Origin of the sequence: Desulfosediminicola flagellatus, from assembly GCF_005116655.2 — a bacterium.
In the GTDB taxonomy this organism is placed as follows: Bacteria; Desulfobacterota; Desulfobulbia; order Desulfobulbales; family Desulfocapsaceae; genus Desulfopila; species Desulfopila flagellata.
Genome location: NZ_CP050698.1, coordinates 4,527,569 through 4,546,745 on the forward strand (window position 1 = coordinate 4,527,569; position 19,177 = coordinate 4,546,745).

The window sequence follows — 19,177 nt, forward strand, 5'->3', positions numbered from 1 at the left end:
CTTTAGATGAAGAGAACGATGCAGCTCTCTCGTCCTTTACCTTCGCAATGGAAGCTGAGGCAGGACACGCCGCAATGTATACAGAGGCTCTAGTCAACCTTGACACACTTAAAGGAAGTGCAGCTAAGGACTATTTTGTATGTACTGTCTGTGGCCTGACTGTCGCCAATATTGACTTTGAAGACTGCCCATCATGTGGAATCTCAAAAGACGAGTATATAAAAGTCAGTTGATGCGGTATTGGCTCCAGTACCTGATTACTATCAGGCGCTGCTTCATGGAAAGAAGATACTACATTGATATGTATGAATGACTGTGACTTCGGGCGTAAGCCTCCTATGCCCGAAGTCTCTACAAATTAACCAGCACTTCCAATGTGGTTATCAACCTTATGGAATGGTTAAGTCAGGTCGGGATGCTTTTATCAAAATTTCTGTAACAAATTTTGAGGTGTTGCTAGTCGTCCAGTAGTCAGTGACGTAGCGTTCAAATGACTCTTCACCAAGAACATATCTGTTATCTCGAGCCCAGCGCTCGATCTTTACATATGTTTCATGAATGTTGTCATGAGAACCGATGTGGTAGCAGGATGCCATTAACTGTCCGCCAAACTCATACTGATTCTCATCAGGACATGGCATAATGGTTCTCTGCAATATTCTGACATTTTGTTCTATATTGTTGATACGATCTTTTGATGAGGAATAGTTAATAATGACAGGACCTGTGATCTCATTATTGAGTTTCTCAACATGTCTGGTGAATTCAAGGTTTATAATCGAGGACTTAATATCATTATCAAAAACCTGGTTTTGAAAGAGGATATTGGCTGGTTCAACAAACTTGACAGACACTTCACGAATGTCATTATCTATCACGGTTTCTGCTTCCATGATCAGTTCATACCAGTCTTTTACTGAAACATATTTTCGACGTATCTCTTCCTGATCTTTTCCCAGCTCTTTAATTTTATCCTGAAAGGAATGTTGAATAGACCGGAAAACATTGGCGTTATTCCCTTCGATGAATTCTTTCATCTCTTCAAGGGTAAAGCCCATCTGTTTGTAATACTTAATTACCGGGACAGCCAAAACAGCTTCGTCAGTATAAAACCGGTAATTATTGCAGTCATCCCTGTGTGAAGGGATAAGGTTGATTTGATCATAATAACGCAATGCTTTCTTGGACAGATTGCAAATGCGGCTCATGTCTCCGATGAAATACTGGTTCTTTTTCTTCATCGTTTTATCCTCCCCTGCCATATCCTTGCTATTCTCCCGCCTCACCTAAAACGCGGAAGCTGATACCATTAAGCTATGCTCATCCGGTCCTCATCAATACGTGGTCTACTGATTCGACTTAGAATGAGCACTCAACATGCTATGTCCCCGAAAGAGGGACGGTCTCAATAGAGACAGCCCCCCTTTATAGCCGTGAGTAGTACTCCCGTCAATCTTTGATATACTGATTGATGGTTGCCGCACCTTCTTCATGCGCACGGTAGTACACTCTCAACTCATTGTTCAGGTCCAGATCAAAACGGGTCTCTTCGAGCAGACCGTTAGCTTCTGCGGTCATCAACGCATTAATAATTGCGTCTTTTTTAAAGGCGTTAAAGCTGCCGTACTGATCTTTCAACGTTTCCATAACCGTATCTGCACAACCTTCATCAATCTTGGTGAACAGTTTCAAAATAGCGTAGTTAAGAGGGATCATATTATGCTACCTCCTCATTTGTCTTTTTAAACAGTTCCATCGGATTCATTGCAATAATAAAGATACCGATGACCATTACAACAGCTGCTGCCCAGGCGATAGCCGGCATATTCCAACCTTCGAAACCAAATACAACTCCCAGAACAATCCAGCAGACGAATGGTCCCCAGAAGGAGAATGTACCGTTACAAGACATACCAAGGGCTGCACCGCACATTGCGTTGCCTTTATACCAGTACATAAATGCGGCGTAAGCGCTCAGGCCGGCAAGAGCGAACCAGATTATTGACGGGTCAGTGAAAGACTGAATAACCATACCCACAGCATCAACTTTTGCGATAATGGCAAAGACAGGTACAAGAATGAAGAGGTTGGAGATACCTGCGGTGACCTGGCGGATGGTGATACCGATTTCAGGATCGATCATGGAAGTACCATAGCCGCAAACGCAACCTTCAATACCCCAGGCAAGAGCAGCAATAAAACCAAAGAACAGCCCTAAGAGCAGGTTGTCAGGAACATTGTCACCAAGACCTGTACTACCGATCATGAAACTTGCGAGAAAGCAGATAGCAATACCCAGTAACATACGGGGATTCAGTTCCTGTTTGAACCAGACTCTACCAAGGATCGCACCGATGGCAGGACAAAGTGCTGCGATAGGTACCACAAGGGAGCCAGCCATCTGCAGGCCGACTACATACGCGGTGCTGGCCAGTGGACCACCAATAATAGCCGCACAAACCATAACCATGCCGGGTTTAGTCTTTATACAGCGGAGGAAATCGCCAAAGCGTCCGCGAACTGTGGCAATACTCATTGCCCATATAGCACTACAACTATCAGTGGTAGCAGCACCGAGAGCACCAAGCAGATACAGCACCGCAAAACTTGAGAGGCCGGAATTTTCACCATACCACTCAACCCATACGCCCTTGGACATGCCAAGCGTCATAAATGCTGTGTAAAAGCCATATGCCAGGCCTGAAAATAGGGCAACCATAATGCCCTTACGACGGAAGCTGGAAGCCAGTTTCCTTTTTGCAGCGACGGCTGCCGGGTTAACCATAACTGTTGCTCGGCCCATTGTCGTCTCCTCACACGTTTAAAGATGATTTGAAATAACTCACGTACAAAGTGCCTTGCTGATCTGCAGAAACACTCTCCACTCCTGTAACCAAACCCCTTACCCTTAAGGGGAAGGTCGAGGTGGATTGTACTCCTTACCCTTAGGGGGAAGGTCAATGTCATTTTTGACGTCATTGGAGGAAAGTTCAATAACATACAAGAAGACTTCAATATTTAATCCCGTAATATCTGAGCATTAGGCAACATGCAAACTGGTATAAAAAAATAACCAGACCAACATACCCTGCTCATAACTTTATCAAACCATAGCCCCTTGCCTAAAAGTGTCGTAAACAAGAGAAGTTATCTATATACCCAAACAACAACACTTAAACATAAACCATACATATCTGACACTTAGTAAATATCGACACATATCCCTTCCAGCATCATTCATCCAGTAATGCAACTCAATTACTAGCAACTTTATGAAGCGAGAATTGTGCATTTACGATGAAAGACATCCTTTTGCAATACGTTTAGAGGTGATTTTGCCATTACATTGCAAATATGAAACCATGTTTCATGAGTAAATATTGCAATTTCGACACATTACAAAACAAAAACACAAATTTTAAAAAGTATATTGACTTTCCCCCTAAGGGGAGAGGGTAAAGTGCAATCCGGTGTGAGGAAGTAGTATCCCCTTCCTGCACTAACTGACAGAAGACAATCCTAATTACTAATGTAACACAGAGTTGGAGAGCACATTGAGATATCACGGCGAAGAGGCACTCGGCCTTATCGAAACTCTTGGAATGGTTCCGGCCATTAGTGGCGCAGACAGTATGTTGAAAACTGCCGATGTACAGTTGATCTCGTATGAAAACGTTGGCTCTACCCTCGTTGCCGTTATGGTTAAAGGTGATGTCGGTGCTGTTAAGGCAGCTGTTGAGGCTGGCACCGCAGCCGCCTCCCGAATTGGTAAAGTAACTGCCCATAACGTTATGCCCCGCCCTATTCGCGCGGTTGGTGATGTCGTCTCTGTACACGCAGTAGAAGATAGCGAAGACGATAATAACACTGCCAGACCTAAAGCAATGGGCTTTATCGAAACCTTCGGCATTGTCTATGTTCTTGAAGCTGCTGATGCAATGGTCAAATCTGCAGGCGTTCAACTCATTGGCTACGAAAACGTTGCGTCCGGATATATATCGGTTCTCGTCGAGGGCGATGTTTCAGCATGCCAGGCTGCTGTTGAAGCAGGCGTGACAGCTGTTGAACAAATGGGCGCTGAAGTGCACTGCTCACTCGTTATCCCGACCCCCCATCCCGATTTGAAGAAGATTACCAGAGTTTACGACATCGAAACACTGCTGGCATAATTGGCATTTTTTTTGGCGGTTGTGAACCTTCAGGTAACCAAACACACGGATCAGGAACAGGGTAAAAAGGGGAAGCAATGATAGTCGACAATGACCTGCTCTCTATACAGCATGCCAGAATCCTGGCTGAAAATGCTTTTTTAGCGCAAAAGAAGCTAGCGACATTTTCCCAGGAGCAACTGGATAAAATAGTTGAGAATGTTGCAATTGCTGTCAAAAAGCATATTCAGGATCTTGCCTTCATTTCTCACGAGGAAACCGATAGCGGCAAGTGGCAGGACAAATGTACCAAGAATCAATTTGTCTGTACCCATGTGCTGAACCAACTTCGATCCATGCGCTGCGTTGGTGTTATCGAAGAAGACCGAGATGCACAGACCAGGGACATCGGCGTTCCTGTTGGCGTTATCGTTGCTCTTTGCCCGGTGACCAGCCCGGTTTCTACCACCATCTATAAGACCCTTCTTGCTATCAAATCAGGCAACGCCATTCTTTTTTCTCCTCACCCCGGCGCCGTTAAATCCATTGGTAAAGTTTTAGATGTAATGATCGAAACCGCCGAGGCAAACGGATTACCGGAAGGATGTCTTGCATACCTTTCCCCTGCGACGAAAAGCGGTACCCGAGAGCTGATGAACCATCCGGCTGCTTCACTGATTCTGGTGACAGGCGTACCGGGAATGCTTGGTAGCGCGCAAGGTTCAGGTAAGCCGGTTATCTACGGGGGAACAGGTAACGGACCTGCATTCATTGAACGTACAGCCAACATAGAGCAGGCAGTTAAAGATATCATTGCCAGTAAAACCTTTGACAATGGTATCGCTCCCTCAGCTGAACAGTCTATTGTTGTGGATTCCTGCATAGCAGGCGATGTCAAACGCACATTACAGGAAAATACAGCCTATTTCCTGTCTGACGACGAGTCTCACAAGCTTGCTGCGCTCTTTTTCTGCCCGAGTGGTAAGCGGCGAAAAGGACTGGTCGGACAATCCGCCGAAGTACTTGCCAAAAGAGCAGGGATTACAATCCCCGCTGGTACACGCGTACTGGTTGCAGAACGGAAATATGTCTCTGAGGATGACCCATATTCCAGAGAACTCCTCGCTCCGGTTCTTGCGCTTTACGTAGAGACAGACTGGCTGCACGCCTGTGAAAAATGTATCGAATTGCTGCTTCATGAACGGAATTCACACACCATGGTGATCCATTCAACTGACGAAGCTGTGATTGAGCAATTTGCTTTAAAAAAGCCTGTGGGCAGGCTTCTGGTAAATACTCCCGCTTCTTTTGGCGGTATTGGAGCAACCACAAATCTCTTCCCTTCAATGACCCTTGGCAGCGGCTCTGCCGGACGTGGAATCACTTCCGACAACGTCTCTCCCATGAACCTGATTTACAGAAGAAAAATTGGTTACGGGGTCAGGAACATGGATAGGCTGGAACAGTTGGAACGGCCTGAAGAGACTGTTGTGAACCAGGAAAACTCACACCACAAAGACAACACAAACACACACGGTATTGATTCGAGCAAAGCGCAGGTAATACAAAACATCCTGAATGAGGCGATAAAAGCCTTATCTGACCCTGCAGATCGATAGATGAAAAGTATCTCTATACATGGAGGAAGCACAGTGGATCTTAGCGATTTTTCAAATAAGCTTGCAGAAGCTACAAAGAACCTGACTGCCGAAGAGCGAGCCTCTTTGAAGAAAATCTTCGAAGGCGTTTCTGCTGAGGTATTCAAAAAGCCTGTTAAAGCAAGCGCACCAGTCGCAGCAGAGACAAGCCATATGCCAGATGGTCCGACCGAGCGCCACGTAAAGCTCAAAGAGAAATTCTTAACGCATGTTCCTGCTGTGACCATCCATCGTGCACGTGCCATCACCAAGATTGCCAAAGAAAACCCGGGCCTGCCCAAAGCAGTGCTTCGCGGTAAGTGCTTTAAGTATTGCTGCGAGACTGCACCGCTGGTAATTCAGGATAATGAGCTCATCGTCGGTTCTCCATGCGGCGCTCCACGCGCTGGTGCTTTCTCGCCCGATATCGCCTGGCGATGGGTTAGAGACGAACTTGACACAATCGCTACCCGTGCTCAGGATCCCTTCTATATTTCAGAAGAAGATAAAAAGATCATGCGCGAAGAGTTGTTCCCTTTCTGGGAAGGACAGTCTGTAGACGAGTATTGTGAACAGCAGTACCGTGAAGCAGGTATGTGGGAACTTTCCGGTGAGTCGTATGTCACTGATTGCTCCTACCACGCGACAAACGGCGGTGGCGACTCCAACCCCGGCTACGACGTTATCCTGATGAAAAAAGGCATGCTCGACATAGTCAAAGAAGCCGAAGAGCATCTTGCCGAACTGGATTACGAAAACCCCGATGACATGGACAAGATCTACTTCTACAAGTCTCTCATCGACACTGCTGAAGGCGTGATGATCTACGCCAAGCGTCTTTCTGATTATGCGTGTGAACTGGCTGCAAAAGAGACCGATCCTAAGCGTAAAGCTGAGCTCGAAAAGATCTCGGCTATCAACGCCCGTGTTCCCGCTCACAAACCCGAGACCTTCTGGGAAGCGATCCAGGCTGTCTGGACCGTTGAATCCCTCCTTATTGTTGAGGAGAACCAGACCGGCATGTCCATCGGCCGTGTAGATCAGTACATGTATCCTCTTTTTGAGGCAGACATGAAAGCAGGCCGCATGAATGAGTACGAGGCCTTTGATCTGGCCGGTTGTATGCTCGTTAAGATGTCTGAGATGATGTGGCTCACCAGTGAAGGTGCATCGAAATTCTTCGCCGGTTACCAGCCATTCGTCAATATGTGCCTCGGCGGTGTCACCCGTGACGGCGTAGATGCCACCAACGATCTCACCTACCTTCTCATGGACGCCATTCGTCACGTCAAGGTATACCAGCCGTCTCCATCAGCTCGAGTTCACAACAAGTCTCCTCAGAAATATCTGAAGAAAATTGTAGAAGTTATTCGCGCTGGCATGGGCTTCCCTGCCATTCACTTCGATGACGCCCATATCAAGATGATGTTGGCTAAGGGATGCTCTATCGAAGACTCCCGTGACTACTGCCTCATGGGTTGTGTAGAGCCACAGAAATCAGGTCGCCTTTATCAGTGGACCTCCACCGCCTATACCCAGTGGCCGATCTGCATTGAAATGGTACTCAATAACGGAGTGCCTCTCTGGTACGGCAAGCAGGTTTGCCCTGATATGGGTCCGCTGGAGTCCTTCGACACCTATGAGAAATTTGATGCGGCAGTCAAAGAGCTGATTAAATACGTCACCAAGTGGTCCAGCGTAGGTACAGTTATTTCTCAGCGTGTGCATAGAGAACTGGCTCCTAAACCACTTATGTCCATGATGTATGAAGGATGTATGGAGTCCGGTCGCGATGTTTCCGCAGGCGGCGCAATGTACAACTTTGGTCCCGGCGTTGTATGGAGTGGCCTGGCTACCCATGCTGACTCCATGGCTGCAATCAAAAAACTTGTCTACGACGATAAGAAATACACGCTTGCCCAGCTCAACGAAGCGTTGAAGGCAGAGTTTAAGGGTTACGAGCAGATAAAAGCCGATTGTCTTGCCGCACCAAAATACGGCAATGACGACGATTACGCCGACCTCATTGTTAATGACCTCGTAAACTTCACCGAGCGTGAGCACCGCAAGTTCAAAACTCTCTATTCGGTTTTGAGCCACGGCACACTCTCTATCTCAAACAACACCCCTTTCGGTCAGCTCCTCGGTGCTTCGGCCAACGGCCGTGATGCGTGGATGCCGCTCTCCGACGGTATCAGCCCAACCCAGGGTGCTGATTACAAGGGACCGACAGCCATAATCAAGTCTGTATCGAAGATGCCAACCGACAGCATGAACATCGGTATGGTTCACAACTTCAAGCTTATGTCCGGCCTTTTAGATACTGCTGAAGGTGAAGCCGGCATCATCACCCTGATCCGTACTGCCAGCATGATGGGTAATGGTGAGATGCAGTTCAACTACCTTGATAACGAGACGCTGCTCGATGCTCAAAGACATCCAGAAAAGTACCGCGATCTCGTTGTTCGCGTTGCAGGCTACAGTGCATTCTTTGTTGAGCTTTGCAAGGATGTTCAGGATGAGATCATCAGCCGCACCACGCTGCACGAGATCTAAACACATATTGTCGAGACCAGAGATAGGTAAGGTAGAGGCTAGAGCATTATGGGCACCATAATTGAAAGAAAAGCACGGATTTTCAACATACAGAAATACAATATGTATGATGGACCAGGTATACGAACCCTCGTGTTCTTTCAAGGGTGTCCATTGCGTTGTAAGTGGTGCTCAAACCCCGAAAGTCAACACCGACAATCACAGGTAATGTTTAAACAGAACCAGTGTGTTGACTGCGGTGCCTGTGTACCGGTTTGTCCTGCGGGAATCCACACCATCTCAAGCGACGGGAAACACAAGGTTGACAGGAATATTGAATGTGTTGGCTGTCGTGCATGTGAAAGAGCGTGTCCTGAATCTGCACTGGCGATTGTCGGAGAGACGAAAACCATCTCCGAACTCGTAGATATTGTCGAAGAAGATTCACTCTTCTACGACACATCCGGTGGTGGCGTCACCCTTGGTGGTGGCGAAGCCCTTATGCAGCCCGAAGCCGCTACAAACCTGCTTCAGGTATGTAAGCAACGGGGTATCAACACTGCCATAGAGACCTGTGGCTATGCGCGCGCAAAAGTGATTGAAAAGGTCGCTGAGTTTACCGACCTTTTCCTCTTTGATGTAAAGCATATGAATTCCGAACGTCATCAGGAACTCACCGGCGTGCGCAATGAAATGATTCTTACCAATCTGCAGTGGCTTCTTGAAAACCGCTACAACGTAAAAATCAGGATGCCGCTTTTAAAGGGATGCAATGACGGTGAGCAGGAGATTCTTCAGCTTATCGAATTTTTAAAGCCATATCAGGATTTGAAGAACTTTAAAGGAGTGGATCTTCTCCCCTACCACAAGATGGGCGTCAACAAATACAACCAGCTTGACTGGAAGTATCCTATCGAGGGAGATCCTAAACTGAGCGATGCTGACCTTGAGCGTATTGAAAGCTTCATCAAAAAGTACAATTTCCCGGTTTCAGTGGTTCGCCACTAATCCGAAATTCACATGGGATTTAACACTATGATGGCACTTGGATTCATTGAAACACAAGGACTGCTGGCAGCCATTGAGGCAGCAGACGCCATGGTAAAAGCCGCTGATGTACAACTGATTGAGAAAAATCTCATTGGTGCCGGGCTGGTAACAATCACGGTTGGCGGTGAAGTATCGGCAGTGAATGCGGCGGTTGATGCAGGTATCACTGCTGTTGAACGCATTGATAGAGCAGCGCTTATCTCACACCATGTCATTGCACGACCATACGATGAAATCTCACATATAATCGCGACAGAAGGACCTTCGGCCGAACCCGCAACTCGTCCGGTCATTGAGGGTGAGGTCGAAGCTTCTGTGGAACCAGAAGCACAACACACTGAGAAAGACACCACAACTATCGAAGTTCAGGAAGAGTCTATCACGGCTCCAGCAGTCAAAGAAGTTCTGACTGCTGGCAAACAGGACCCGGGACCAGTTGTCGAAGACATACCAACTACAGAAACCGGACCGACTGAGAAACAGTATAGAGTTGTAGAATTAAAGAAATTAACAGTCAGCAAATTGCGACAGATTGCTCTTGGACTCAGTGAAATTTCACTTACCAGTGCAGAGATCAAGACCGCAACCAAGAAGAAACTGATTGAAGCTATCTTGGAGCCTTCCGGATTATAGGCATTTTTTTCTCAGATCGAGGCATTTGCTGAAAATTAAGCGGAGCTATATACATAATATTGCGAGCATTAATTTTCAGCAAATAACGAAGATATTAGGAAAAAAGGGCATTATCCGAATGGCTCCTTGGATAGCAACAAAAAAATAGAGGAACCATCACATGATAGACAAGGATTTATTATCAATACAGGAAGCCCGCTCTCTGGTTCGTACAGCTAAAACTGCACATGCTGAATTCGCTCAATACGATCAGGAGCAGGTTGACTGCATTGTAAAAGCGATTGCTGACGCAGCTATGGAACAGGCTGAATCTCTTGCAAGACTTGCAGTTGAAGAGACCGGTTTCGGTATCGTACAGGATAAGAAAGCAAAGAACGTTCTTGCCAGTGAAAAACTGTATGAAGCGATTAAGGACATGAAAACCATCGGTGTCCTGAGCGATGACAAAGAGAAGAAGATCACTGAAATTGCGGTGTCCATGGGCGTTATTGCAGGGATCATTCCTTCCACCAACCCCACCTCCACAACTATTTACAAGTCTATCATCGCGCTGAAATCAGGTAACGCCATCGTCTTCACTCCGCACCCAAGTGCTAAAAAGTGCATTGGCGAAACTGTTGCCATGATACGTAAAACCCTGCACGAATGTGGTGCTCCCGCAGATATGGTCAACGTCATGGCCGTCCCTACTCTTCAGGGTAGTACTGAACTGATGAAGGTTGCAGACCTTATTCTTGCGACCGGCGGTCCGGGAATGGTGAAAGCTGCCTACAGTTCCGGAACTCCTGCTCTTGGAGTTGGTGCCGGTAATGTGCCTGCCTATATCGAAAGAAGCGCCAACATTGAAGATGCGATCACCAAAATTTTCGCAAGTAAGACCTTCGATAACGGAACAGTTTGTGCTTCAGAACAGGCCATCGTCACTGAATCCGTCATTGCGGATAAGGTTAAAGCAACCGTGATCGCTCATGGCGGTTACTTCCTGCAAGGCGAAGAACTTGAGAAAGTTAAGCGGGTCATGGAACGTTCTAACGGCAGCATGAACCCGGATATTGTTGGTCGTGATGCAGCGTATATAGCAAAGCTTGCAGGCATCACTATCCCTGGCAATGTTCGCCTGTTGGTTTCAGATGAAAAAGGTGTAGGCCCTCAATATCCTTTCTCTAAAGAAAAGCTCACCGCCCTTCTCGGCTTCTATGTTGTCGAAGACTGGCAGGAAGCTTGCGATATTTGCCATGCATTGCTGAAGAATGGTGGTGTCGGTCACTCTCTGGCTATCCATTCGCAGAATGAAGAAGTCATTCGCGAATTCGGCATGAAAAAGCAGGTATCCAGAATGCTGGTTAATACCCCTTCCACTCATGGTGCTGTGGGTATTTCAACATCCCTTTTCCCTGCATTCACTCTTGGTTGCGGCACAATTGGCGGAAGCTCCACTTCCGACAATGTCACTCCGCTCAACCTGATGAACGTCAGAAGAGTTGCATATGATCTCGGCAATACGATCTGTCAGGCAGCTCCTGCGCAACAGAAGTCCGAAGAGCTGGATATTAACGCTATTACAGCGATGATTGTTGAGCAGTTAAAAAAGATGGCTTAGCCACCTATCAAAAATTGCCATTTCACCCAATCTCAGCGTTGCGTACGTAATTTTTATCCTCGGGATATCATGTATATGCCTGGGGTAAAAATTACATACGCGCCTCGATCTTGTCTGAAATAGCTAATTTTTGACCGCTCGATAAGCACAATTCAAAAGAGTTACACAAAATTTTAAGGAGAATCCCATGTCCTCTGCAAACGCACTCGGAATGATCGAAACAAAAGGCCTCGTTGGAGCAATTGAAGCAGCTGATGCCATGGTTAAAGCAGCCAACGTAACTCTCGTTGGTAAATCTCAGGTTGGTGGCGGTCTTGTGACCGTTATGGTTCGCGGCGATGTTGGTGCTGTTAAAGCTGCTACCGATGCAGGTGCTGCAGCTGCCAAGAATGTTGGCGAACTCGTAAGTGTTCACGTGATTCCACGTCCTCACAGCGAAGTTGAAATCATCCTTCCACGCACTGAAGGATAAGTGAAGCAGGTATAGTGCCGGGGGAACCCCACCTCTCCCTCGGCACTATTTATCTGGCTCCGCTTCACTATGCGAATCGCACCCCTGTAACAAGCAAAACGCTTTAGAATATTTTGTTTTTTTAGACCTGAGATCGAAGCAAACATGAACGAAAAAGCCATTAACGACATTCTGGAAGAAGTGCTCAAAAACGTCATTGACCAATTGGGTGACAAAAAGCAGGAACTCTCTGCTGGTAATTCCAGCTGCGAAGCTATCCCTGTTGAACTTTCCGCACGACATGCGCATCTGAGTGAAGAAGATTGTCTCGCTTTGTTCGGCGGTCCTCTGACGCATGTGCGTGAACTGTCGCAACCGGGTCAGTATCTCTGTAAAGAGCGCGTTCGCCTTATCGGTCCGAAAGGTGTTATGGACAACGTCGCCGTACTGGGCCCTGCCCGCAGCAGCTCGCAGATTGAAATTTCCAAAACTGATGCGCGGATTCTCGGTATTGATGCTCCAGTTCGGCAGTCAGGTGATACAGCAGGAACTCCAGGGATTGTTCTGGCATCTCAGACCGGCATCGTAGGACTTGAAGAAGGCGTAATCATTGCCTCCCGTCATATTCACATGTCTCCTGAAGACGCTAAAAAATTTGGTGTGTCCGACAAGGATAAGGTGAGTGTCCACTTTGACAGCGATCGCCCCTTAACCCTTAGAGATGTACTTGTCCGCGTTCACGAGAGCTTCAAACTCGCAATGCACATAGATCCGGACGAGGGCAACAGTGCAGGCTGGGACAAAACAGTTTCCGGTAGAATTCACGGTTGCTAACACGATTACATGGAGCCAGTTGTGGACTTTACAGCTATTGACCAAAAAATTCGCGCCCTTGAGAGCTGCATCGAGACGACCATATCGGTGCGCCACGATGAGAAACTCTATGTAGGTGTTGACCTCGGAACCGCATATATCGTTGTGGTGGTTTTAAACAGCGAGAAAGAACCTGTTGCCTGTGCAATGGAATTTGCCCAGGTAATAAAAGACGGTCTGGTCGTTGATTACATGGGAGCCACACAAATTGTCCGCAAGCTGGTCAACCAGTTACAAGATCGTCTGGGTCGCAAACTGACTCATGCAGCCATTGCTGTTCCTCCCGGAACCAATGCAAAAGACTGCCTCACCCATAGCTATGTGGTTGAAGGCACAGGGCTCGAAGTCACCGGCACTCTTGATGAGCCGACCGCAGCCAACGCAGTGCTTGGTCTTGAAAACGGCGTCATTGTTGATATCGGCGGCGGCACCACCGGTCTTTCAATTATTGAAAATGGCAAGGTGGTCTACGTTGCCGATGAAGCAACCGGCGGCACCCATCTTTCTCTTGTTCTGGCAGGTAATCAGCGTATCAGCTTTATCGAGGCTGAAGAGTTAAAAAAACAGACTGAACGCCATGACGATATCCTGCCGATTGTTCGCCCTGTTGTCCAGAAAATGGCCTCAATCGTCAAAAAGCACATAGCAGGATATGATATTTCTGCAATCCATCTGGTAGGCGGCACCTGCTGCCTAAAGGATATGGAACTGGTGATGGAAAAAGAGATCGGCAAACCTGTCTATAAGCCGGCTAACCCGTTTCTTGTTACTCCGTTGGGCATAGCCCTGAATTGTCATGCATAAGAGTCTCTCTATGGATGTAAATGAATTAGTTCGAACCATTACCCAGGAAGTCCTTAAGCAAATGCAAGCTGGAAGTACCAAGGACTGCATTATGGTTTTAGCGGAAAAAAACGACATTCTCGCCAATAGCCTGCATGACTGTTTGGGAGATGAGATCGAGATCTGCTATTTCGGCGAGAAGATCCCGAACACAACAATTTGCAGGTATATATTGCCCTACCTCACCTGCACAGATATGGCTGATCTTGCAGCCGGACGTGCTCACGGACCATATATGACAGAAGTGTTGAATTTGCTGCTTAAGGGAACTGAAATTGAAACTCTTGAGTTTGAATATACAGAGTACAGCGAAACTGCACCCGGCCCGTTGTTTACCTTATACGAATCGTACCTGACCACCTTAGCGGGTTTCGGCCTTAAACCGTTTCAGCCGAAAAGACCTGATTACATCCGCTTGTGGCAGACTCTTGTAACCGAAAAGGTGGTCAATGAAGCACAGCAACAGGGAGCATCTCTTCTGCAGGTTCCTGTCGCAGCGCAGATAACCCCTCTGGCGGCTGAAACCGCCAAAAATCTGAAAATTACCATTCAGAAATCTCTCTAAGGATTGAGATCGTATGATTATCTGCAAAGTTGTTGGCAATGTCTGGGCAACCAGGAAAGAGGAAACTCTGAATGGTCTGAAACTGATGATTGTTCGACGAACAGACCTGAACACTGACGAAGAGCATGAAACCTTCGTTGCGGTTGACTGCGTAGGTGCAGGCATGGGCGAACCTGTTCTTGTGGTTACAGGCAGTTCTGCACGTATGGCTATGAGAAATCAGAACTCTCCGGTTGATGCTGCAATTGTCGGTATCATTGATGGCAGCGAAAGCTAAAGGTATGTCTCTCATGGATACCCTGGGAATTGTAGAAGCAAAAGGTATTGCGGGCGGTGTCTGGCTGGCGGATGCGATGGTGAAAGAGGCGGATGTCGAACTTGTCCGGGCTTCTACCATATGCTCCGGCAGGTACCTCATTTTTGTAGCAGGTGACCGCGCAGCTGTGGCTACTTCTGTGCAATTTGCGCAGGATTCAGGCCGCTCACTGGTTGGCAGTTTTGTTATTTCCAATGTCTCTTCGCAGCTGATGGCAGTGTTACAGAGAGACATCGTGACCCACAAAGGCGGAGCACTGGGCGTTATCGAATGTCGCAATGTCTCATCCGGAGTTGTTGCAGCCGATAGCACAGTTAAAGGTTCTGACATTCAGCTCCTACGTCTTGTTGCCGGACAGGGCATCAATGGAAAATCATATTTCGTAATTGGCGGCGATGTTGCCTCTGTAGAAGAAGCTGCACAGACTGCCGAATCTATTCTCGGTAAAAATCTGGTGGACGCGGTTGTCATTCCCAGACCCGACGCCACGGTAGTAGCATCGCTCATTAAAGGATTGAGATAAACCATGAAAAAGAAACTTGTAGAAGTAAGCACCCTGAAGTCCTACATCTGTGAGGCCAATTCCAGAATCTTCGTTGATACAACCATGATCCTGACTCCGGGTGCCAAAGACGAACTGAGCAAGAGAAAAATAGCGATCATTCGCGATACTGTACCTGAATTCGCAAGTTGCGGTGCCGCTTCCTGCCCAGCACGACTCTGTGCGGATGGCGTGGAAATGACGAATGACACTCCTGATACAAAGAGTACACAAAGTAGCGATGACGCTGACATAGAACGATTGTTCTTTGGCGTAGCCGCGATGGTAAAAGAAGAGTTTGGCATTGAAGATCATCAGCAACTGAAAGATATCAGCTGCAAAATCGTCAAGGCCCTGAAAGAAACACTATAAAGGACATTTGAAAAACTCATTTTTCAAAACCCTCAGCATACATACAACATGGAGATAATATGATGAATGCACTTGGAATGATCGAAACTAAAGGTCTGGTTGGCGCAATTGAAGCAGCTGATGCAATGGTTAAAGCTGCCAATGTGGAACTCGTTGGTCGTGAGCAGGTTGGTGGTGGTCTTGTGACCGTTATGGTTCGTGGTGATGTTGGTGCAGTTAAAGCTGCTACCGATGCAGGCGCAGCCGCTGCTGATCGTGTTGGCGAACTGAGAAGTGTTCATGTAATTCCACGCCCTCACAGCGAAGTGGAAGTTATTTTGCCGAAGCAGATCAATAAGTAAGAGTCCTTAGGGGTGCAGATCGTTTCCCCCTTTTGGGTCTGTGCCCCGTCTTTTTTATTTACGCAATAACAGTAGTACTTTTAGATATTAGACGTATTGGAGAATCAGGTGACACAGTTTTACGGCAAAACAAAAATCTGCTACGGCGAGGATGCTATGGACTCTCTTGAGCAGCTGACCGCCCGGCAGGCTTTAATAGTTACCGACCATTTTATGGTTAAAACCGGGTTTGTCGATCGAGTGAAAAGCCATCTTGACCGTAACAATATCCCCAACATTGTCTTTGCCGATGTGGAATCAGATCCTTCCCTGGATACTGTTACCAATGGTACACGATTGCTGCTGCAAAACAAGGCTGACCTCGTGATTGCCCTGGGCGGCGGGTCACCAATTGATGCGGCGAAAGCCATGATATACTTTGCGCATAAGGCCTCTGATGATGTTCTCAAACCGACACTGGTCGCCATCCCCACCACCAGCGGCACAGGATCTGAAGTAACAGATATTTCCGTGGTGACTGACAAGGTCAAGGAAATCAAGATTCCACTCCGTGATGAGTTGTTGATTCCGGATATGGCTATTCTTGATGCCCGCTTTACCCGTTCACTTCCGCCAGCCATTACTGCAGCAACAGGCATGGATGTTTTAACGCATGCTATCGAGGCCTACACCTCAAGGCAGGCCAACGCATTCACCTCTATCTATGCAAAGTACGCTATCCGCTACGTGTTCGATTACCTGTTACGGGCTTATCGCAACGGCGATGACATGGAAGCCAGAGAGAACATGCTTCTTGGCTCCTGCATGGCGGGTATGGCCTTTAATAACAGCGGACTTGGAATCACCCATTCAATCGCTCACAGTCTTGGCGGAATTTTCCACGTGCCTCATGGACTTGCCAATGCCGTGATCCTGCCGTATGTCATTCGCTTCAACAGCTTTGACGTAGGGCTTCGTTATCAGGAAATCGCCCAGATGCTCTCTCTTCCTGCAGCTACAGTTGAAGAAGGAAGCGCAAGTCTCATCCAGGCCATATTCGACATGAACGAATCTATGGGTATTCCCACCAGAATTGGCTCCCTGAAGATTGAAGAAGATGCCTTCACCAACCACGCTGATGTGATTGCCCGCAACGTGCTTGAAGATATCTGCACAGGAGGCAATCCACGAAGGCCTTCCCATAGTGATATTCTCAAACTCTTAAAAGAAGCCTGGTAAATTATCAGACAAATTGGTGCGTTTTTCGATCAGGAAAGAGGAAGTAATGAGAGAACAAGTAATAGAAAAAATTCGCGAAACCGGTGTTGTCGGTGCTGGCGGTGCAGGGTTACCCACACACGTGAAAGCAAGCGCCACCGTAGATACCGTTCTGGTCAATGGGGCCTCCTGTGAGCCGCTCCTGATGAGTGATCCGTATCTTATGGAAGCCGAAATAGATACGGTTATCCGCGGCCTGCATATAGTCATGGACTGTACCGGAGCAAGCAAGGGCATTATCTGCCTTAAGGGCAAACACAGTAAAGCTCTGGCCACTGTTAAAGCAGCTGTAGCCAAAGACGCCACCGGTCGTCTCGAAGCATTTGAACTGAAAGATTTTTATCCGGCAGGTGATGAACAGGTGCTTGTTCACGAAGTGCTGGGTAAGACTGTTCCCGAGCGCGGGATTCCGCTTCAGGTCGGGAGTGTGGTCAGTAATGTTGAGTCTCTTTTCAATATCGCCCAGGCAATGGAAGGCACCCCGGTAACCCACCGCTACCTGACTGTTACTGGTGATATAAAGAACCCCATGGTGGTAAAAGCCCCGGTTGGCACTCTGGTTTCCGATGTTCTTGCTTTTGCAGGCGGCCCCACCATTGCTGACTACAAAGTTGTAGATGGTGGCCCTATGATGGGTCGCGTACTTCCGGATATCAACCAGCCGATTACCAAAACCACCAGTGGTCTTATAGTGCTGCCACCTGAGCATACAGTCGTTGCAGGTAAGATCATGAACCCCGAGAGACTTCGCCGCATTACCAACACGGTTTGTTGCCAGTGCAGCCGGTGTACAGATCTTTGCCCACGAAACCTTCTGGGCCACTCACTGCATCCACATAAACTGATGCGGGTTCTGGATTCTCAGGTACTCGACAGCAATATCGCACGGGAAGCACTCCTCTGTTCAGAATGTGGAATCTGTGAGAAATTCGCCTGTCCAATGCAGGTTTCTCCCAGAGAGGTCAATGCGCAAATCAAGAAGGTACTGATGAGCGAAAAGATCAGCTGGGAAAGTTCAGGAAAAGAACTTACAACCAATCCGTTCAGGAAAATTCGTGCAGTTCCCACCAGCCGACTTATTCAGCGCCTGAACCTTGGAAAATACGAAGCGCATGCAGGTTACGGCGGCGAAATGACCGCCACCAAAGTAATTCTGCCACTGAGCCAGCATATCGGGGCACCCGCCACATGTGTAGTTTCGGTTGGCGATACGGTTGTTACCGGCGACTTGATTGGAGAAATCCCTGAAGGCGCTATGGGTGCAAGAGTACACGCCAGTATTGACGGCGTTATAGAATCAATTGCTGATGGCAAAGTAACCATCAAGTCTTGATACTGGAGATATAATTATGGATTTACGAACTATCGGTTGCGTCGAACTCAATAGCGTTGCCCTCGGGATGCGTGTCGCAGATGAAATGGTCAAGGCAGCAAGTGTAGAGCTGGTAGTGGCTCGCCCGACCTGCCCGGGAAGATATATTGTTGTTGTTTGCGGAGACACCGGATCTGTACAAAGTTCAGTAGAAGTGGGTCGTGAGATCGCTGCAGATATGGCGGTTGACTGGTTCACCATCGCAAGTGTGCATATGGATGTGTTCCCGGCCTTAAGCGGAACCTCGATACTACCAAAGATTGATTCTCTTGGTGTTATCGAAACCTGCACCACAGCTTCCTGTATTCTTGCAGCCGACGCAGCAGCTAAAGCAGCTGACGTTCAGCTCGTCGAGATACGGATGGCGGCAGGACTTGGCGGCAAGGCCTTTGTTACTATGACAGGAGATGTCGGTTCTGTGCAGGCTGCTGTTGATGCTGGTGTTGCCGGTGTCGGTGATGCCGGTCCGGTCCACAGCCATGTAGTTATACCATCGCCTAGCGAAGAACTTAAGGCGCATTTACTGTAACCAGTTCCGGTCCGAAAACAGTGTCTTCCATCTAACTCTTCTTTTCAGGATGGAAAGCTAACCATTTAGCTATGTGCGCGGCCCCACCCCGCGCATGCAGCTTTTTCATGAGAA

The 19,177-nt window shown here is 47.7% G+C and carries 21 protein-coding genes; 18 read left to right on the forward strand and 3 right to left on the reverse strand.

Annotated features, from left to right (window positions below; genetic code table 11):
- Window positions 1–74: 74 nt before the first annotated feature.
- The gene (locus FCL46_RS18675) at window positions 75–233 is read left to right on the forward strand and encodes a hypothetical protein (RefSeq protein ID WP_153307104.1); all 159 of its coding nucleotides are present in this window, start codon (window positions 75–77) and stop codon (window positions 231–233) included.
- Between the two features lie 156 nt (window positions 234–389).
- Here FCL46_RS18675 and FCL46_RS18680 read toward each other — a convergent pair whose 3' ends face one another.
- The 3 genes from FCL46_RS18680 to FCL46_RS18690 all read right to left on the reverse strand — a co-directional run bounded on the left by FCL46_RS18680 (window position 390) and on the right by FCL46_RS18690 (window position 2,803).
- Complete coding sequence (locus FCL46_RS18680) at window positions 390–1,241, reverse strand: choline utilization transcriptional activator (RefSeq protein WP_136805646.1); 852 nt, start codon at window positions 1,239–1,241, stop codon at window positions 390–392.
- A 208-nt stretch (window positions 1,242–1,449) separates the two neighbouring features.
- The gene (locus FCL46_RS18685; protein ID WP_136805647.1) at window positions 1,450–1,716 is read right to left on the reverse strand and encodes a hypothetical protein; all 267 of its coding nucleotides are present in this window, start codon (window positions 1,714–1,716) and stop codon (window positions 1,450–1,452) included.
- Window position 1,717: 1 nt separating this feature from the next.
- Window positions 1,718–2,803, reverse strand: a complete 1,086-nt coding sequence (locus FCL46_RS18690; protein WP_136805648.1) for a hypothetical protein — start codon at window positions 2,801–2,803, stop codon at window positions 1,718–1,720.
- Between the two features lie 751 nt (window positions 2,804–3,554).
- Here FCL46_RS18690 and FCL46_RS28595 point away from each other — a divergent pair.
- The 17 genes from FCL46_RS28595 to FCL46_RS18775 all read left to right on the forward strand — a co-directional run bounded on the left by FCL46_RS28595 (window position 3,555) and on the right by FCL46_RS18775 (window position 19,063).
- On the forward strand, window positions 3,555–4,169 hold the full coding sequence (locus tag FCL46_RS28595) for a BMC domain-containing protein (RefSeq protein WP_136805649.1): 615 nt from the start codon (window positions 3,555–3,557) through the stop codon (window positions 4,167–4,169).
- A gap of 77 nt (window positions 4,170–4,246) precedes the next feature.
- Entirely contained in the window at window positions 4,247–5,767 is a 1,521-nt protein-coding gene (locus tag FCL46_RS18700) for an aldehyde dehydrogenase family protein (RefSeq protein WP_136805650.1), read from the forward strand.
- Window positions 5,768–5,800: 33 nt separating this feature from the next.
- Window positions 5,801–8,341 carry a choline trimethylamine-lyase gene (gene cutC / locus FCL46_RS18705; RefSeq protein ID WP_136806070.1) on the forward strand — a complete coding sequence of 847 codons (2,541 nt, stop codon included), beginning with the start codon at window positions 5,801–5,803 and terminating at the stop codon, window positions 8,339–8,341.
- Window positions 8,342–8,389: 48 nt separating this feature from the next.
- A complete protein-coding gene (cutD, locus tag FCL46_RS18710; protein WP_136805651.1) occupies window positions 8,390–9,328 on the forward strand; it encodes a choline TMA-lyase-activating enzyme in 939 nt (312 codons plus the stop codon).
- Between the two features lie 12 nt (window positions 9,329–9,340).
- Entirely contained in the window at window positions 9,341–10,003 is a 663-nt protein-coding gene (locus FCL46_RS28620; RefSeq protein ID WP_338032035.1) for a BMC domain-containing protein, read from the forward strand.
- Between the two features lie 160 nt (window positions 10,004–10,163).
- Window positions 10,164–11,603: an acetaldehyde dehydrogenase (acetylating) gene (locus tag FCL46_RS18720; protein ID WP_136805652.1), complete on the forward strand. Its 1,440-nt coding sequence runs from the start codon at window positions 10,164–10,166 to the stop codon at window positions 11,601–11,603.
- A 187-nt stretch (window positions 11,604–11,790) separates the two neighbouring features.
- Complete coding sequence (gene eutM, locus FCL46_RS18725) at window positions 11,791–12,075, forward strand: ethanolamine utilization microcompartment protein EutM (RefSeq protein WP_136805653.1); 285 nt, start codon at window positions 11,791–11,793, stop codon at window positions 12,073–12,075.
- 144 nt (window positions 12,076–12,219) lie between these two features.
- The gene (locus FCL46_RS18730) at window positions 12,220–12,888 is read left to right on the forward strand and encodes a phosphate propanoyltransferase (RefSeq protein WP_136805654.1); all 669 of its coding nucleotides are present in this window, start codon (window positions 12,220–12,222) and stop codon (window positions 12,886–12,888) included.
- Between the two features lie 21 nt (window positions 12,889–12,909).
- Window positions 12,910–13,731, forward strand: coding sequence for an ethanolamine utilization protein EutJ (gene eutJ, locus FCL46_RS18735; RefSeq protein WP_136805655.1), 822 nt, complete (start codon window positions 12,910–12,912; stop codon window positions 13,729–13,731).
- A 10-nt stretch (window positions 13,732–13,741) separates the two neighbouring features.
- A complete protein-coding gene (locus FCL46_RS18740; RefSeq protein WP_217909466.1) occupies window positions 13,742–14,335 on the forward strand; it encodes a hypothetical protein in 594 nt (197 codons plus the stop codon).
- 13 nt (window positions 14,336–14,348) lie between these two features.
- Window positions 14,349–14,612: a EutN/CcmL family microcompartment protein gene (locus FCL46_RS18745; protein WP_136805657.1), complete on the forward strand. Its 264-nt coding sequence runs from the start codon at window positions 14,349–14,351 to the stop codon at window positions 14,610–14,612.
- Complete coding sequence (locus FCL46_RS18750) at window positions 14,596–15,174, forward strand: BMC domain-containing protein (protein ID WP_217909467.1); 579 nt, start codon at window positions 14,596–14,598, stop codon at window positions 15,172–15,174. The genes FCL46_RS18745 and FCL46_RS18750 overlap by 17 nt, the downstream gene beginning before the upstream one ends.
- Before the next feature lie 3 nt (window positions 15,175–15,177).
- Window positions 15,178–15,564 carry a hypothetical protein gene (locus FCL46_RS18755; protein ID WP_136805658.1) on the forward strand — a complete coding sequence of 129 codons (387 nt, stop codon included), beginning with the start codon at window positions 15,178–15,180 and terminating at the stop codon, window positions 15,562–15,564.
- Window positions 15,565–15,623: 59 nt separating this feature from the next.
- Window positions 15,624–15,905, forward strand: a complete 282-nt coding sequence (gene eutM, locus FCL46_RS18760; protein ID WP_136805659.1) for an ethanolamine utilization microcompartment protein EutM — start codon at window positions 15,624–15,626, stop codon at window positions 15,903–15,905.
- Between the two features lie 108 nt (window positions 15,906–16,013).
- Window positions 16,014–17,123: a 1-propanol dehydrogenase PduQ gene (locus FCL46_RS18765; RefSeq protein WP_136805660.1), complete on the forward strand. Its 1,110-nt coding sequence runs from the start codon at window positions 16,014–16,016 to the stop codon at window positions 17,121–17,123.
- A 46-nt stretch (window positions 17,124–17,169) separates the two neighbouring features.
- Window positions 17,170–18,495 carry a 4Fe-4S dicluster domain-containing protein gene (locus FCL46_RS18770; protein WP_136805661.1) on the forward strand — a complete coding sequence of 442 codons (1,326 nt, stop codon included), beginning with the start codon at window positions 17,170–17,172 and terminating at the stop codon, window positions 18,493–18,495.
- 16 nt (window positions 18,496–18,511) lie between these two features.
- A complete protein-coding gene (locus tag FCL46_RS18775) occupies window positions 18,512–19,063 on the forward strand; it encodes a BMC domain-containing protein (RefSeq protein ID WP_136805662.1) in 552 nt (183 codons plus the stop codon).
- Window positions 19,064–19,177: the final 114 nt, after the last annotated feature.

Coding starts and splice junctions, on each gene's coding strand:
- FCL46_RS18720 (WP_136805652.1), top strand. CDS start 10,164: ATGATAGACAAGGATTTATTATCAATACAGGAAGCCCGCTCTCTGGTT.
- FCL46_RS18775 (WP_136805662.1), top strand. CDS start 18,512: ATGGATTTACGAACTATCGGTTGCGTCGAACTCAATAGCGTTGCCCTC.
- FCL46_RS18755 (WP_136805658.1), top strand. CDS start 15,178: ATGAAAAAGAAACTTGTAGAAGTAAGCACCCTGAAGTCCTACATCTGT.
- cutD (WP_136805651.1), top strand. CDS start 8,390: ATGGGCACCATAATTGAAAGAAAAGCACGGATTTTCAACATACAGAAA.
- eutM (WP_136805659.1), top strand. CDS start 15,624: ATGATGAATGCACTTGGAATGATCGAAACTAAAGGTCTGGTTGGCGCA.
- FCL46_RS28620 (WP_338032035.1), top strand. CDS start 9,341: ATGGGATTTAACACTATGATGGCACTTGGATTCATTGAAACACAAGGA.
- FCL46_RS18730 (WP_136805654.1), top strand. CDS start 12,220: ATGAACGAAAAAGCCATTAACGACATTCTGGAAGAAGTGCTCAAAAAC.
- FCL46_RS18700 (WP_136805650.1), top strand. CDS start 4,247: ATGATAGTCGACAATGACCTGCTCTCTATACAGCATGCCAGAATCCTG.
- FCL46_RS18770 (WP_136805661.1), top strand. CDS start 17,170: ATGAGAGAACAAGTAATAGAAAAAATTCGCGAAACCGGTGTTGTCGGT.
- FCL46_RS18675 (WP_153307104.1), top strand. CDS start 75: ATGTATACAGAGGCTCTAGTCAACCTTGACACACTTAAAGGAAGTGCA.
- FCL46_RS18690 (WP_136805648.1), bottom strand. CDS start 2,803: ATGGGCCGAGCAACAGTTATGGTTAACCCGGCAGCCGTCGCTGCAAAA.
- FCL46_RS18745 (WP_136805657.1), top strand. CDS start 14,349: ATGATTATCTGCAAAGTTGTTGGCAATGTCTGGGCAACCAGGAAAGAG.
- FCL46_RS18685 (WP_136805647.1), bottom strand. CDS start 1,716: ATGATCCCTCTTAACTACGCTATTTTGAAACTGTTCACCAAGATTGAT.
- FCL46_RS18680 (WP_136805646.1), bottom strand. CDS start 1,241: ATGAAGAAAAAGAACCAGTATTTCATCGGAGACATGAGCCGCATTTGC.
- FCL46_RS18750 (WP_217909467.1), top strand. CDS start 14,596: ATGGCAGCGAAAGCTAAAGGTATGTCTCTCATGGATACCCTGGGAATT.
- FCL46_RS18740 (WP_217909466.1), top strand. CDS start 13,742: ATGGATGTAAATGAATTAGTTCGAACCATTACCCAGGAAGTCCTTAAG.
- eutM (WP_136805653.1), top strand. CDS start 11,791: ATGTCCTCTGCAAACGCACTCGGAATGATCGAAACAAAAGGCCTCGTT.